Genomic DNA, 14710 nt, shown 5'->3' with positions numbered 1-14710 from the left:
GGACTGGGATGAAAAGTGAATTATTCTATAAAAATCCAAAAACGATTCTGAATAAAGGAACTGGTTTTCTTGCTGGCTATACGCATTCACTAAATCCTTATACAGGCTGTTCATTTGGGTGCTCCTATTGTTATGTACGAGCAATGCCTGTGGCACTTTTTCGAGATGGTGAATGGGGCAATTGGGTCGATATAAAAAACGGAGCTGCAAATTTATTAAAAAAGGAGCTTCAGCGCGCCAAAGCTAAAGGAAATGTGACCATTTTTATGTCATCAAGTACAGATCCTTATCAGCCAATCGAGCATAAGGAAAAAGTGACAAGGTCCTTACTAGAAGTGATGGTCGCAGATCCCCCAAACTTCCTTTTAGTACAGACTAGAAGCCCACTTGTAAGCCGTGATATTGATTTGCTACAACAATTTAAAGAGAAAGTTCGAGTAAGTATAACGATTGAGACAGATTCCGAAACAATACGTAAACATTTTACGCCAGATGCACCACCAATTCAGGCGCGTTTTAAGACATTAGAAACATTAGCAGCCAACGGAATCCCGACCCAGGTGGCTATAGCCCCCATTTTACCAAGTGGGGAATATTTTCCTGAGAAATTGAAACCATTCGTCGATCGAATCTGTTTGGATGACTACTTTTTGGGAGATGGCAGTGGTGGAAAACGCACAAGAAAACTTGATATGGAGGAGAAATATGCCCAACTTGGTTTAGAAGATTGGTACGGACCACATGTAATTAATAATGTCTATAATCAATTTATTAAAATCTTTCCAGAAAGTGATGTTTATCTAAGTCAAGCAGGATTTGAGCCGTAAAAATAATAGCACATTGGCTATCACAAATGGATGCTTTGCAAATAACGGAACGACCATTGCAAGCATCCTTGCTGAATTTTACATAAACGATGCTTGTGCGCTGTGAGAGCTATCGAGATGGGCAACTGTATGTGTGGTTGAATCTCGATATGTTTTACAGTGTAATTTTTATGGGAAAATCCGTAAAAGCAATGTGTAGTAATCTAACCTAATATAATTACTTTTGTCGCAATTTTCTAGTTATCGAAAGTTTGGAAATGGGTCCAAGCGGATTGTGGAGCATCATATAGTGCATTAAAAGAGGCTGGGACAAAACCCTCCTCTGAAAACTAATAAGCCGTTGAAATTTTACGACGAGTAAAATTTCAACGGCTTTGATTATTTTTACATAAAAATAAGAACCACTTCTGATAAGATAAAAGTACACCACATACCAAATCTCTGAAAGAAGGGTTCTTATGTTCAAAAATTATAACATGAATCAATTAGTTTTGCCTTTAGATTTAGAAATGAAATTACAAAAGAATGACATTGCCTTCCATGTCCATCATTTAGTCGAAAGTATCCCGCCCGAAGCGTTTGAACCATTTCTTCGAAATGAGGGCTGTCCTGCCTATCATCCACGCATGATGCTTAAAATTATCTTATGTGCCTACACGCAATCCGTCTTCTCAGGGCGCCGAATGGAGGCGCTTTTAAAAGATAGTCTTCGGATGATGTGGCTAGCACAAGGGTATGAACCAACCTATCGCACAATCAACCGATTCCGTGTCCACCCAGAAGTCAAAGAGTTGATTCGACAATGCTTCGTTCAATTCCGCTGCCAGCTGGTACAGGAAGAATTAATTAATCAGGAAGCGATTTTTATTGATGGAACAAAAATTGAAGCGAATGCAAATAAATTTACATTCGTGTGGAAAAAGTCGATTGAGAAATATCATAACGGACTCATTGAAAAGTCCAACCAGCTATACAATGAGCTACTTGAAAAAGAAATCATACCCGAAATGGAACGGGAAAATGAACAGGAATTAGCATTAGAAGACCTTGACCAAATGGTCAAAAAAGTAGATGAAGTGATTTCTGAATACGATCGAAAAATTGAGGACTCATCGGATGTGGCAGAGCGAAAGGCTTTAAGAAAGGAACGAAAATTCCCAAAGCAAACGCGCAAACAATTAATCGACTATATGGAACGCAAACTAAAATATCAAAGAGACTTCGAAATCTTTGACGGACGAAATAGTTACTCGAAAACAGACCCGGATGCGACATTTATGCGTATGAAAGATGACTATATGAAAAATGGTCAATTGAAGGCAGGTTATAACATACAAGTAGCAACAGAAGGTCAGTATGCGCTTGCCTACAGCATTTTTTCGAATCCAACGGATACACGTACATTAATCCCATTTTTGGATGAAATCGAACAACATTATTTGAAGTTACCAAAACATATCGTAGCAGATGCTGGATATGGAAGTGAACAAAATTATGATGATATCCTTGTGAACCGTAAGCGAGAAGCCTTAATCACATACAACATGTATGTAAAAGAACAGAGGAAACCGTATAAGCAAAACGAATTCAATACAGGGAACTGGGCTTATGATGAAGAAAATGATCGATATACTTGCCCAAACCAACAACAGCTTGAATTTAAATATCGTACCACGAAAACGGATAAGTATGAGTACACGCGTGAGTTTAAGGTATACGAATGTGAAGACTGTTCCGGCTGCCCCCTCCGTTCATTCTGTACAAAAGCAAAAGAAGGAACGAATCGAAAGTTAACAGTGAATGAGAAGTGGGAACAACAAAAAGAACATGTGAGAACAAAGCTTTCAGAAGAAAAAACGAGTACCATTTATCGTCAACGCAAAATTGACGTGGAACCTGTTTTTGGATTCTTGAAGGCTAATTTGCGTTTCACTCGATTTTCTGTACGAGGAAAATCGAAGGTTGATAACGAGATGGGTCTCGCATTAATGGCTGTGAATTTAAGAAAATTCACAGCCATTAGCTAAAAGCTATATGGAGACAACATAAAAAACAGAGAAATCCGAATTTGAATAAATTCAAATTCGGATTTCTCACTAATCGAAGCTAGTTATGTCCCAGCCTCTTTTTTACAATATATTAACATACCAAAATGTAAAGAATGACTTATTTAAACTATTTATAAATTTAATCCAAATCGCTTTAATTCAATGAAAACACCTTCCAACTGTTTTCCTTTGTCTGTTAACGTATATTCCACACGAGGGGGAACTTCTGGGAAAACCTTTTTAATCAAAATCCCATGATCTTCTAGTGTTTTAAGACGGAGGGAAAGTGTTTTCGGACTAATTCCATCCATAGATTTTAATAGGTCACTGAACCGCATTGTTCCTTCTATAAGTAAATCGCGAATAATTAAAAAAGTCCATTTAGTCCCAATTACATCAAGTGTTTTCGCAATGGGGCAAGCCTCACCTGGGGCTCCTTTTGTCAACACTACTGGCTCAATCATACTCATCTGAAATATCCTCCCTAAAAATTTTTGAGTAATTTATTGGCTTCATAGCACAATAGTATACTTTTGGAAACTTTATGAATTAAATATCACTACTTCCGTAAAGGAAGTAACTATCTTTATAATATCATTGTGTTTATTAATTTCATACCCTATTGAGGAGGTGCTCAAAATTATTGTATGAAATCCACGAAAGAAGCTCATTAGTAAAATATCGGCTAGACACTGGGGTTGTTTTTAAAGATAGCACCTGTAAGAGATAGTGATTTTTTAATCTATTATGTAAACAAGTAAGGGGAGAATAACATGTTGAGAGATAAAAAAGTTGTGATTATCGGCGGAAGTTCTGGGATTGGTTTAGCATCAGCTAAACAGTTAGTAGCGCAAGGGGCAGAAGTAATCATTGCCAGCCGCTCCAAAGACAAATTGCAGAAGGCAAAAGAACAAATAGGAGTTAGGGCAACCACTTATATTCTAGATACAACGCAAGAACAGCAAGTACAATCTTTCTTTGAAAAGATTGGCCAGTTCGATCATCTAGTTGTAAGCGCGGCAGAAACATCGGGCGGGGCATTCCTCCAAACGGATACAGCACAAGCCCAAAAATTGTTTGAAAACAAATTTTGGGGACAATATTATGCAGCAAAGTACGGTGCTTCTAACATTTCATCAAACGGATCAATTATTTTATTTTCTGGAGTTGTAGCCTACAAGGCTATGGTTGGCTCGGCAATACTAGGTGCAGTCAATGCGGCTATATCGAATTTAGGACAGACTCTGGCATTAGAACTTGCTCCTATCCGAGTAAACATCGTCTCACCAGGTATAATTGATACACCTTCCCGTAGCAAAATGCCAGAAGAAGCACGTAAGCACTTCTATAATACAGTTGAAAATAAACTCCCTGTGAAACGAATAGGGCGAGCTGATGATGTTGCACAAAGCGTACTATACTTGTTACAAAATAGTTTCGTGACTGGAACAGTTCTTCATGTAGAAGGCGGTCACATGTTAACTTAAGACAGCAGCAGAATATATCTCCTAAACAAACTTTTGTAGAACTATAACTGACCTAACAAATAAAACACCTTTTGCGTTGACTGACGGGTATTGTACATATCAAATCAACGTGGAGGTGTTTAGTTAGTGTTCTTTTTTACAACAGTTTGTGGACGATTATAAGCACCAACGTCACAACAGAATAATTCCGTGCGATACACTCAGTATCAAATTGACAAGGTAGAGGTGACTTTTACATAAAAAAAGTAGCGTGTGACACGCTACAGCAAACTATTGACCATTCTTCTTAGGAAGAATATTCAATAGATATTGTTCAAGAAGGCTAATAAATAACAAAGATTTAGAATGGAATGTCTCTATTACTTAATATGTGAGCTAACAATGATAAGTGTAATTCCAGTAAATAGGCAAATGATTCTCGCCACAGGAATTTTATCAGCTAGTCCAAATAATGCAATCGCTGTCGTTACGATTAAAACTGTTGGACCAACCAATGCAAGCATTGTATTAATATAGAATGCTTTTTCTAAATTATTCAACTTTAGCATCAACAATCCAGCACTTACTTCAATACTTCCAGACAATACACGTAAAATAACCATAGCAAGAACCGATTTTTCAATAATGGTCATCATCCTATCTTTATAGATAATATTAACATATCTTATAAATCCACTTTAGTCTAATTGTAGAATTCTGTTTCAAAGAAATACTAACATCAATGTATGTATGATCAGAATCAAGTATTCTTGTTTTAATATGCTTTCTAGTATGAATTAATAGGGGTACATATAATAGAATCCATCGAAAAGATAGTAATTTTAAAGGATGCAGGCATATAGTACATTTTCTTTTCATATATTATACATTGAAGTGTAATCATGATATTTTATAAAGAGACAGACTTTTCTCGCAATTTAAATAAGTAAGGAGAGTGTTGAATATGATATCTTTCTCTAAACCAGATGTAGAACAGTTTTTACGTACATTTTCGATTGGTGATTTTGCGGTTAGTCCAGATGAAAAACAGCTAGTTTTCAGTACAAATTTAAGTGGCAAATATAATTTATGGGCGATGAATTTACCAAATACGTTCCCGTCGCAACTTACATTCATTGACCAAAGTTGTCAAGGTCTTCTCTATGATAAGCAAGGACGGTTCATCATTGCCGGTTTTGACAAGAATGGAAACGAAAATACGCAATTTTATGGAATGCCAATTCAAGGTGGAACAATGAAAAAAATTATTTATGAAGAAGGAACTCGCAATTCTGTGCCCATTTTATCTGAAGATGGGAACAAGCTTTATTATACATCTTCGAAAGGAAATCCAACGTATTTAAATGCATATGTCTATGACTTGGTGACAGGTGAGGAAAAAACAGTTCTTGTGGGAAAAGATGCGCCCACTTTTTTACTCGATTTTAGCCCAAATGAAGAGGTAGCCCTCTACTATAAACATTTTTCTAATACGTTTAAACTACTATACGCTAAACGAGGAGAGGAACATATTCTCCTAACACCGCCAACAGATCAGCAACATACGGTCAGTGGCGCAGTGTTTGTATCCGATAAACTCATCTATTTATTAACAAATTACAATGCTGATTTTACGTATTTGGCTTCCTATAATTTAGAGACAAATGAGTTTGTAAAATTAAAAGATTTAGAGAATGAGAGCTTTACTACGTTGAAATATAACAAAGAAAAGCATTGTCTGTATGTCATCAGTGAAAAAGGTGTAGAAGATCATTTGTACAAGCATGATTTGCTATCGAATAATTGGGAAGAACTACATTCACCATGCAGTATTATTGAAAAACTTATCGTCACAAAATCCGGTACGTTGTATTTATTAGGAAGAAGTGCGACGAAGCCTCACAATATTTATCAATTGAAGGAAAATGAATGGACATCTTTAACCGAATACACAGTTCCAGGTGTAGATCAAAGCGAATTAGTGGAACCAGATGTGATTACGTATTCTTCCTTTGATGGACTTGAAATAGAAGCCTTATTTTTCAAAGCTAAAAAGGAAAATGATAATGGTGAAATCATTTTTTGGCCGCATGGTGGTCCGCAAGCAGCAGAGCGCAAATTTTTTAGAGCTTCCTTCCAGTTCTTTTTAAATAATGGGTATAGCATTTTTGCTCCGAATTTCCGTGGGTCAACAGGCTATGGATTGGCTTTCACAAAAATGGTAGAGGGAGATTGGGGACACAGTCCAAGACTTGATAATGTAGCTGGTCTCGACTGGCTCATTGAAAATGATTACGCAGTAAAAGGCAATATTTTATTAATGGGCGGAAGTTATGGAGGATACATGGCATTATTGCTCCACGGTAGACACGCTGATTATTTCAAAGCCGTAGTGGATATATTTGGTCCATCTGATTTGTTCTCATTTATCAACTCAGTTCCTGAAGACTGGAAGCCAATTATGGATCAATGGGTAGGAAACCCTGAAAGAGACAAGCAAAAACTCATTGAATACTCACCAATTACTTATCTAGAAAACATGGTGAAACCAATGCTAGTTATCCAAGGAGCCAATGACCCACGTGTTGTAAAAGAGGAATCTGATCAAATCGTACAGGCTTTAAAAGATAAAGGGCGCGAGGTTGAGTATATGCTTCTTGAAGACGAAGGACATGGGTTCTCTAAAAAAGAAAATGAAATTGCTGTATATCAAAAAATCCTGTCATTTTTGAATCAGTTCGTTGAATCTAAAGTGAACGCATAATGATACGTATTATGGAAAAGAAGCCCACCTGAGAAGAAAACAAAGAGCGTATTAAAAATTCTTTCTTCAAATAATGGGTGTGTAAGTTGATGGCAATATTAGTTGAAGTTTAAAAGGGCAAAAGAGAACATTGTATGTGCTAGTGCAACTGTTTTGGGGTTCAGTTCAACTTTGTTCATAATGACATTAATTTTTAGCAGTAAAATCAATTAAAGTATAGCTTTTTTAATCAAATTTTTTTTAAACTTACAAAAATACTTGCAACATCCACTCTAGTACTATATAGTACTAATTATGACAAAAGGAAAACTAATGAATCAAAAACGTGTGATTGAAGTAGCTGCAACATTATTTTTAGAAAAAGGGTTTGCTTATACAAGCATGGATGAATTAGTTCGTGTAAGCAAAGTTTCAAAGTCTAATGTGTATTATCACTTTTCTAATAAGGAAGAATTGTTGGATGGGGTCGTCAGTTATTGGATTGAAATGTATCAATCTGCAATTGATGGCTTACTATCTCAAAACCAATTATTAGTTGAAGATCGTATCCAACTGTTTTTAAAGCAATTATCACAAGGAGTACAGACGAGAGAATATAAGGGGGGCTGTCCATTTATTACGCTTTATATTCAAAGCCCTACAAATGCATCAAAAGTAAAAGAAAAAATAGGTCTTTTTTTTGTAGGATTACAAACGAAAGTTTCTCTATTACTTAAACAAGGGGTAGAGAACGGTGAATTTAAAAAGACAATTAATATTGACGAGGTTGCATCTCTTTTTATTACAAATCTTGAAGGAGCGCTATTTATTTCAGAAACACTAAAGGATGCAACTGTAATCATGAAAACAGCAGATCATTTGTTTAACTTGCTTCGATAAAAGAAGCATTTTTTTTACATCAAATTAGTACTACACAGTACTAAAAGGAGGATTTATATGAGAACAGTATTTTTAACTGGCGGAACAGGTTTTATTGGAAAGGAATTAGTGAAGGAATTAGCCAAAGAGCAAGTAACAATTCTTCTATTAGTGAGATCGAAAAGTAAAGCAACACGCATTTATCAAGAAAGAGGCATCTTAAATGAGGCAGTTATGCACTTTATTGAAGGTGATTTGACGAAAATAGACTTAGGTCTAAGTGCTGAAGATAAGGAATGGGTATTGAAAACGGATGTGATTATTCACGCAGGAGGCCCCATGGATATTCAAACGACAAGCAAAGAGGCAACTTCCGTATTTTTGAATGGTGCCAAACATATTAGTGAATTCGCTAAAAATATTCATCAATCGAAGGGATTGCAACAATTTATTCATGTTGTAGGCTATATGAGTCCCTTTGATGAGAAAAATAGCAAGATTGCGATAGATGTGTTTAAAGAAGGAAACAATTTTTTGAAAATAAAAAATCCGTATGAGAGAACAAAGTTTTTAGCAGATCTTTATATCCGTCAGCAGGCATCAACAGTAGGTTATCCGCTTTCAGTAATTAATCCACCAACTGTAGTTGGCAGTAGTAAAACAGGGAGTACGGAGCAAACAGAAGGCTTAGGCTTGCTTGTGATGAGTATGCGAAAAGGGCTCATGCCAGTGATTCCAGGTGGTAAGGAATATAGATTACCGCTTATTGCAAACGATGAACTAGCAAAGTTTATTGTGCAAGTTTTCAAATTGAAGCAACCAACTATACAAACATATACACTTGTTGCCGATAAACAACATGATCAGAATATTTCAGAATTATTAGATGCTATGTCAGAAAGTATGAATATGACTGCACCTAAAATCTCTGCCCCATTGCCATTTATGAAAGCACTTATGAATAGTGGCGTAAGCAAAATAACCCAAATTCCTGCTGATGGGTTAACTTTTATTACAAATCGAACATTTTCAAATGGTTCAGCGAAAAAGATGATGGGAGAAGATTGGTTTAAGGAAACAAATGTAATAAAATTTTTACCAGCCGTAATAGCTGATCTGGATTATCGCATGATGTATCAAAATGGCCAAAATAGTCATTTATTTAAACGAACATTATGTAATAATACTACCATTTACCAATCACAAGGAGAGGGTAAACCGTTTATTTTATTACATGGTTTATTAAGTGATGGAGAGGATTTATTTCCTTTAGGGAAAGAGCTTCATGAAAAAACAGGTCGACCTGTATGGATCATGGACCTTCCAGGTTTGGGACGTTCTCCTTTTAAACGTGAGAAAAACCTTTTAAATATCTATTTGAATGTATTGAAACAGTTATTGGAGAAAGCTACTAATGGTGCCCATCTAATTGGCCATTCATTTGGTGCGTATATTCTTTTAGAAGCATTAGTACAAAAGTACATAGGTAAGAAGTATACAATTACTTTACTTCAGCCACCTGTTGCTAGAAAAAATGCTAAATTGATAAATGTTCCTCAATTTATAAACAAATGGACATTGAAATTGGCAACTACTAATTTGATAGAGCGTTATTTATTAAGTAATGGTTTATTTGAAAGTAAGGAGAACATCCCTGAACATTATATTGAAAAAATAAGTAACAGTTTTACCTCTCCTAGAATTTTAAATACTACGGTTCAGCTTAACAGTTTACTATTGAAAAACGATCAAGGTGATTTCAATGAAGTAACAAAGTATAATCTTCACATTATTTGGGGGGATTATGACAGAGGCTATTCTGCTCCTTCGCATCTTGGTAAGGTTGATTTTGTTCCATATGGACATCATTTTCCTCTTAACCATCCGAGTGAAACGGCTAATTTGGTAATAAAAAATAGTAGTACTAACAGATAAGAGTGTATATCAGTATCCTGAGGTAGTAAAATGCGAATTGAACAAAGTATTGCTCTTTACGCAAGGGATTTACCTTGTGAAGAAATATACCTTAAAACTCCCATGAAAGAACGTAATAATTTTTCATTTTCTGTGGTTTAGTTATAAAAGATACAGAGAGGGGATTTTGATAGAAAGTGATTATCAAGTTATTCGCTGTTAGAAAAAATGGATGCTTATAAGTACTCTTATCAAGTGACAATAAGCTAATTATAAATAGGGTTGTCTTATTTTTATTGAACGTTCTTTAATAAAAATAAGGTAGCCCTTTTAATATTAGTTGCGGTGAACCATACAATAAGTAAATGATATTTTAATTAACAAAGGGAATAAATCGACAAAAGTAAATTCTATAAAATTCAAAATCTACTTCAAACTCGCCAAATAATTTAGTTTACATAATATAAATATCTTGGTCACAACTTTCTAATTATCGGATGGTTCACATAATTTATCGTATAAAAGGGAATTATTCGTTTAAATAATGCTAATTATCGTTTAATGTAGATGTGTCCAATATTTATTAACATTATTCATAAGCGTGAACAAACTAAGCTGGTGGGTACCTTATCTTAACAAAGGATAAAGACTTTAATTATGCGCTGGGAGAGTAATCGAGATGGGTAACGATACGCGTTACTGAATCTCAATACGTCTCATAGCTCTATCATTATTTTGTAAATTAGCATCAGTTGAAGCATTAAGAAAAGATAAAGAGCACCAATTTTCTATTTGGGGGACCAGCAAACCTATTACTCGCAAAGTAGAATAGTTGCATTTTTGAGAGACACCGTACGATGGACGAAAAGATCGTGTACTAAGTCCTTTTTTCATTATTCAAGAAAAAGGGGCTTTTCTTTAGTCAGGACAGCATCTTTCTTCATGAAATGGACCATTTAATTGAATAAATCTAACCGTTTCCTCTAGTAACGGTTAGATTTACGCGAGAAAGTTGATTCACTCGTATTTTTTTAAAACAATAGCCGCATTATGACCTCCAAAACCAAATGAGTTAGATAGCCCCATATTTATTTTCACTTGGCGAGCAACAGACGGTACATAATCTAGATCACATAATGGATCAGGATTTTCTAAGTTAATTGTTGGAGGAACTATCTCTTCCTTTATGCTCATTGCTAAAGCAATTGCTTCAACTCCACCAGCTGCACCTAACATATGACCAAGCATAGATTTATTAGCTGTTATTGGAATTTGATAAGCTTGCTTTCCAAATAGCTGCTTAATAGCCATCGTTTCAGAGATGTCGCCCACTTTTGTACTTGTTGCATGGGCGCTAATAACATCAATTTCTTCAGGTGATATATTGGCATTTTTTAAAGCTGATTTCATTGCAAGATAGGCCCCTTTACCTTCTGGATGTGTAGCTACCATATGGTGTGCATCTGAACTTGCACCATATCCAATGACTTCTGCATAAATCTTTGCTTCTCTACGTAAAGCATGAGATAAGGATTCTAAGATTAGAATTCCAGCTCCTTCAGACATGACAAATCCATCTCGATTTTCATCAAATGGACGACTAGCTTTAGTTGGATCGTCGTTTCTTGTTGATAATGCTGTAGCATTACCAAAGCTTGCTATTGATAAGTCCGTTATAGCTGCCTCTGTTCCACCCGCAAACATAACGTCAACTTCTCCAGAACGGATTAGTCTAAAGGCTTCGCCGATAGCAGTATTTCCAATTGCACATGCGGAAACAGGGGACATAGAAGGCCCCATGGCGTTCCATTGGATACTAATTTGTGCAGCAGCAGCATTAGAAATCATGGCAGGTACTAGAGTTGGGCTGACTCTTTTTGGTCCCTTCTGTCTAAGCGCATCAATATTTTCAATTAAGGTTTCAAGTCCCCCTATACCTGAACCTACGTATACGCCTAACCTTTCTCCGTCTATACGTTTGAGGTCTAACTCAGAGTCTGTCCAAGCTTGTTGGGCTGCAGCCAAAGAAAATTGAGAAAAGCGATCTAAACGTCTTGCTTCTTTCTTTCCAAAAATTTCATCTGCATCAAAATCTCGTATGACACCTGCAATTTTTGCCTTATGATTAGTAACATCGAATGTATCAATAAGGGATATACCAGACTCTCCGTTAATCAGATTGTTCCAAAATGTCTTGAGGTTATTTCCTATAGGTGAGACTACGCCCATACCTGTAATCACAACTCTTTCCACTGTGCATCACTCCAAATCAATAATATAATTGTATTCTACAGTCATTTTATCCTATTACAAGTGATTGTTTATCCTAGTATAATTACCACTAGGTTAAATTGGTATGATGAGGAGTTTTAAAAATGAATGATAAAACTAGGCTTGAAGCTTTGTCGACCTTCTTAAAAGCTAAGCGTGCCCAAATTAAGCCAGAGTCAATTGGTTTGCATGTTGGAACCCGGAGAAGGACACCTGGGTTACGAAGAGAAGAGGTTGCACAACTAGCAGGTGTAAGTACCACTTGGTATACATGGCTAGAGCAGGGAAGAGATATAAAAGTTTCTTCAATCGTACTTGATTGTATTTCTACAGCTTTGCAATTAAATAATGATGAAAGAGACTACTTATATGACCTGGCATTAGAAGCAAAATCGGAAATTACATATCCAAAAAAGGATCAATCAGAGCTTAGCCCTTCTTTAAAACGAATTCTAGCTGAATTAACATATTGTCCGACTATCATTACGGATCGACATTGCCATATTGTGGGCTGGAATCCTGCAGCTGCTCATGTTTTTTTAGATTTTGAACAAATACCGAATGATCAAAGAAATTTGATTCGTTTAGTGTTCACAAGAAAAGAATTCAAAGCATTGGCCGTCAATTGGGAACATTTTGCGAAAGGTTTTCTTGCCATATTCCGTACCTATTATGGACACTATTTAGGAGATGAATGGTACAACCAATTTATTAAAGAAATGAGTCATTCCCACCTAGAATTCCAAGAGTTATGGCTAGAAAGTCAAGTGAGTAAGGCTCCAGAGATGATAATTGAATTTAGACATGCTAAAGCAGGTAAAATGTTGTTTAATTTAACTTCTCTCCAAGTTCAAGGTGATATGGATTTACGGTGCAGTATCTATACACCAGTAGAGGAAACAGATACAGAAAATAAATTAAAGCGATTAATGAAGAGGGTTTCCGTTGAAAAATAATAAATTTATTTCGTTATTCCATAATAGGGCGTTTTTCTTCATGAAATGGGCATTTTGTGGAATATAACCTAACAATAAAATTTGATATTTGTGTTAAATTTTATTAGGTAAGATTGTGAAAGATTAAGGGGGAAAAGTATTGAACGTAATAGAAGAAATTTATGGGGAATTTATAATAGAACCAGTTTTGGAGAAACTGATTCATTACCAAGCATACAATGATTAAAAAAATCTCATCAAGGTGGAGCGAGTTATTTAGTAAATAAATAATAGAATGGAACAATTAGAACCGAATCATTTCTTAAGTACAGATGCGTCTTTTTTACGAAAAAAAGATTGAGTCGAATGTCTTCTTTTGAAATAATTGGTACTAATCAATATGTTAATTAAAGGATTAAGAGCATTAGAAAAGAATTATTAAAATATAGGAGGGTCGCCCATGGATAAAAATGAATTAATCTCACTATTCCACAAAGAACTTCGACAAGAGGCTCAAGTAAAAGGTTACATTAGAGAGGAAACAGAACATGTCGTGCGTCACATTTCACAGTTTGGTGAAAAAGGGTTCATTGTTTCATCTAATGTAAACGAAGGTGATGTAAGAGAAATTATTAAGAACGAGTTAAACTATTTTAGTAACCTTGAGCAGGATTTTGAGTGGAAGGTGTATAACTACGACAAGCCTGCTGGTTTGAAAGATATTCTTGAACAAGAAGGATTCACAATAGATGACCCTGAAGCACTAATGGTCATGAAGTTAGATGAACAGCACCCCTTGCTTAATCATGGCCGACACTTCAATTTAAAGGAAATAACAGATGAACAAGGCATTCAAGACATTATTGTTCTAGAAGATGCCATCTGGAATGTACCGCATGCTGAGCTGGGAGAAAGACTTTGGAGAGATAAACAGAATAATCCTGAATCCCTATACCTTTATGGAATTTATGAAGATGGGCAGCTTGTAAGTGCAGCTTGGATGTATTTAGAAGAAAACTCCTCCTTCGCCAGCTTATGGGGAGGTTCAACCCTACCGTTGTTCCGAGGAAAAGGTTATTATACAGCACTTTTAGCTACTCGTGCAAAAAAGGCATATGAAAATGGGCATCCTTTCCTTACTGTTGACGCCAGTTCAATGAGTAAGCCTATCCTAGAAAAGAGTGGTTTTCTATGTCTTGCATACTCTTATGGCTGCCAGTCACCTTCTACCAAGTAGTAGTGCCTCTTATTAAAAAACTAGCTAATAGAAGCTCATGTGTTATTCCGTTAAAGGGTGCGATTGTGGAATAAGCGTTTTTTTCTTATTCAACTAACGGGGTACGTTAGTTGAAGATTCGCTTTCCAAAATAATTAATCTTTTTATGGTCCACTTTATCAAAAAAACTTAACAATTGACCAAATGATTGTAAATGGAAATTACCAGTGAAGAGAGAATAATTGGGTATTTGTGGTATTATATAGTAAGCGAAGAAACAGAATAAAATTTTCCAACGAGCTTCGCAAACAATTGAAATTACAATAGGGGGTCCTGCCGACAAAATTTAGAAGGATAAATCAGTTCCTACTTTTATAGAATAGGCTGAAATGGTATTTACTTAGATTATAG

Annotated in this window: 11 protein-coding genes; 8 read left to right on the top strand and 3 right to left on the bottom strand. The window is 35.7% G+C overall.

Annotated elements, in window-relative coordinates:
• The first annotated feature begins 8 nt into the window (after positions 1-8).
• Complete coding sequence (locus MHH88_RS10655; protein ID WP_339262892.1) at positions 9-827, top strand: radical SAM protein; 819 nt, start codon at positions 9-11, stop codon at positions 825-827.
• A gap of 458 nt (positions 828-1285) precedes the next feature.
• Positions 1286-2854: an IS1182 family transposase gene (locus tag MHH88_RS10650; protein ID WP_339262890.1), complete on the top strand. Its 1569-nt coding sequence runs from the start codon at positions 1286-1288 to the stop codon at positions 2852-2854.
• Positions 2855-3006: 152 nt separating this feature from the next.
• Here MHH88_RS10650 and MHH88_RS10645 read toward each other — a convergent pair whose 3' ends face one another.
• Positions 3007-3345 carry a helix-turn-helix domain-containing protein gene (locus MHH88_RS10645; protein WP_339262888.1) on the bottom strand — a complete coding sequence of 113 codons (339 nt, stop codon included), beginning with the start codon at positions 3343-3345 and terminating at the stop codon, positions 3007-3009.
• A 303-nt stretch (positions 3346-3648) separates the two neighbouring features.
• Between MHH88_RS10645 and MHH88_RS10640 the strand changes: the two genes are divergently transcribed.
• Positions 3649-4362, top strand: a complete 714-nt coding sequence (locus tag MHH88_RS10640) for an SDR family oxidoreductase (protein WP_339262886.1) — start codon at positions 3649-3651, stop codon at positions 4360-4362.
• A gap of 359 nt (positions 4363-4721) precedes the next feature.
• Here MHH88_RS10640 and MHH88_RS10635 read toward each other — a convergent pair whose 3' ends face one another.
• Positions 4722-4997 (bottom strand): YqhV family protein, encoded by a 276-nt coding sequence (locus tag MHH88_RS10635; protein ID WP_024361739.1) that lies wholly within the window; start codon positions 4995-4997, stop codon positions 4722-4724.
• A gap of 308 nt (positions 4998-5305) precedes the next feature.
• Here MHH88_RS10635 and MHH88_RS10630 point away from each other — a divergent pair, with 308 nt between their 5' ends.
• From MHH88_RS10630 to MHH88_RS10620, 3 genes are all read left to right on the top strand, one after another.
• Entirely contained in the window at positions 5306-7105 is a 1800-nt protein-coding gene (locus MHH88_RS10630) for a S9 family peptidase (RefSeq protein ID WP_339262884.1), read from the top strand.
• 312 nt (positions 7106-7417) lie between these two features.
• Complete coding sequence (locus MHH88_RS10625; RefSeq protein WP_069512622.1) at positions 7418-7984, top strand: TetR/AcrR family transcriptional regulator; 567 nt, start codon at positions 7418-7420, stop codon at positions 7982-7984.
• Between the two features lie 57 nt (positions 7985-8041).
• On the top strand, positions 8042-9898 hold the full coding sequence (locus MHH88_RS10620; protein ID WP_339262882.1) for an alpha/beta fold hydrolase: 1857 nt from the start codon (positions 8042-8044) through the stop codon (positions 9896-9898).
• Positions 9899-10894: 996 nt separating this feature from the next.
• Here MHH88_RS10620 and fabF read toward each other — a convergent pair.
• Complete coding sequence (fabF, locus tag MHH88_RS10615) at positions 10895-12130, bottom strand: beta-ketoacyl-ACP synthase II (RefSeq protein ID WP_339262880.1); 1236 nt, start codon at positions 12128-12130, stop codon at positions 10895-10897.
• Between the two features lie 122 nt (positions 12131-12252).
• Between fabF and MHH88_RS10610 the strand changes: the two genes are divergently transcribed.
• Together MHH88_RS10610 and MHH88_RS10605 are read left to right on the top strand one after the other, a co-directional pair.
• On the top strand, positions 12253-13104 hold the full coding sequence (locus MHH88_RS10610) for a helix-turn-helix transcriptional regulator (protein WP_339262878.1): 852 nt from the start codon (positions 12253-12255) through the stop codon (positions 13102-13104).
• Between the two features lie 439 nt (positions 13105-13543).
• Entirely contained in the window at positions 13544-14320 is a 777-nt protein-coding gene (locus tag MHH88_RS10605) for a GNAT family N-acetyltransferase (protein ID WP_339262876.1), read from the top strand.
• Positions 14321-14710 lie beyond the last annotated feature (390 nt).

Origin of the sequence: Lysinibacillus sp. FSL K6-3209, from assembly GCF_037976175.1 — a bacterium.
In the GTDB taxonomy this organism is placed as follows: Bacteria; Bacillota; Bacilli; order Bacillales_A; family Planococcaceae; genus Lysinibacillus; species Lysinibacillus sphaericus_D.
This window is presented reverse-complemented; position numbering and strand designations above follow the sequence as displayed.

What these genes read in the sequence shown, in the direction of transcription:
- MHH88_RS10655 (WP_339262892.1), top strand. Translation starts at nt 9, where the DNA reads ATGAAAAGTGAATTATTCTATAAAAATCCAAAAACGATTCTGAATAAA.
- MHH88_RS10650 (WP_339262890.1), top strand. Translation starts at nt 1,286, where the DNA reads ATGTTCAAAAATTATAACATGAATCAATTAGTTTTGCCTTTAGATTTA.
- MHH88_RS10645 (WP_339262888.1), bottom strand. Translation starts at nt 3,345, where the DNA reads ATGAGTATGATTGAGCCAGTAGTGTTGACAAAAGGAGCCCCAGGTGAG.
- MHH88_RS10640 (WP_339262886.1), top strand. Translation starts at nt 3,649, where the DNA reads ATGTTGAGAGATAAAAAAGTTGTGATTATCGGCGGAAGTTCTGGGATT.
- MHH88_RS10635 (WP_024361739.1), bottom strand. Translation starts at nt 4,997, where the DNA reads ATGATGACCATTATTGAAAAATCGGTTCTTGCTATGGTTATTTTACGT.
- MHH88_RS10630 (WP_339262884.1), top strand. Translation starts at nt 5,306, where the DNA reads ATGATATCTTTCTCTAAACCAGATGTAGAACAGTTTTTACGTACATTT.
- MHH88_RS10625 (WP_069512622.1), top strand. Translation starts at nt 7,418, where the DNA reads ATGAATCAAAAACGTGTGATTGAAGTAGCTGCAACATTATTTTTAGAA.
- MHH88_RS10620 (WP_339262882.1), top strand. Translation starts at nt 8,042, where the DNA reads ATGAGAACAGTATTTTTAACTGGCGGAACAGGTTTTATTGGAAAGGAA.
- MHH88_RS10610 (WP_339262878.1), top strand. Translation starts at nt 12,253, where the DNA reads ATGAATGATAAAACTAGGCTTGAAGCTTTGTCGACCTTCTTAAAAGCT.
- MHH88_RS10605 (WP_339262876.1), top strand. Translation starts at nt 13,544, where the DNA reads ATGGATAAAAATGAATTAATCTCACTATTCCACAAAGAACTTCGACAA.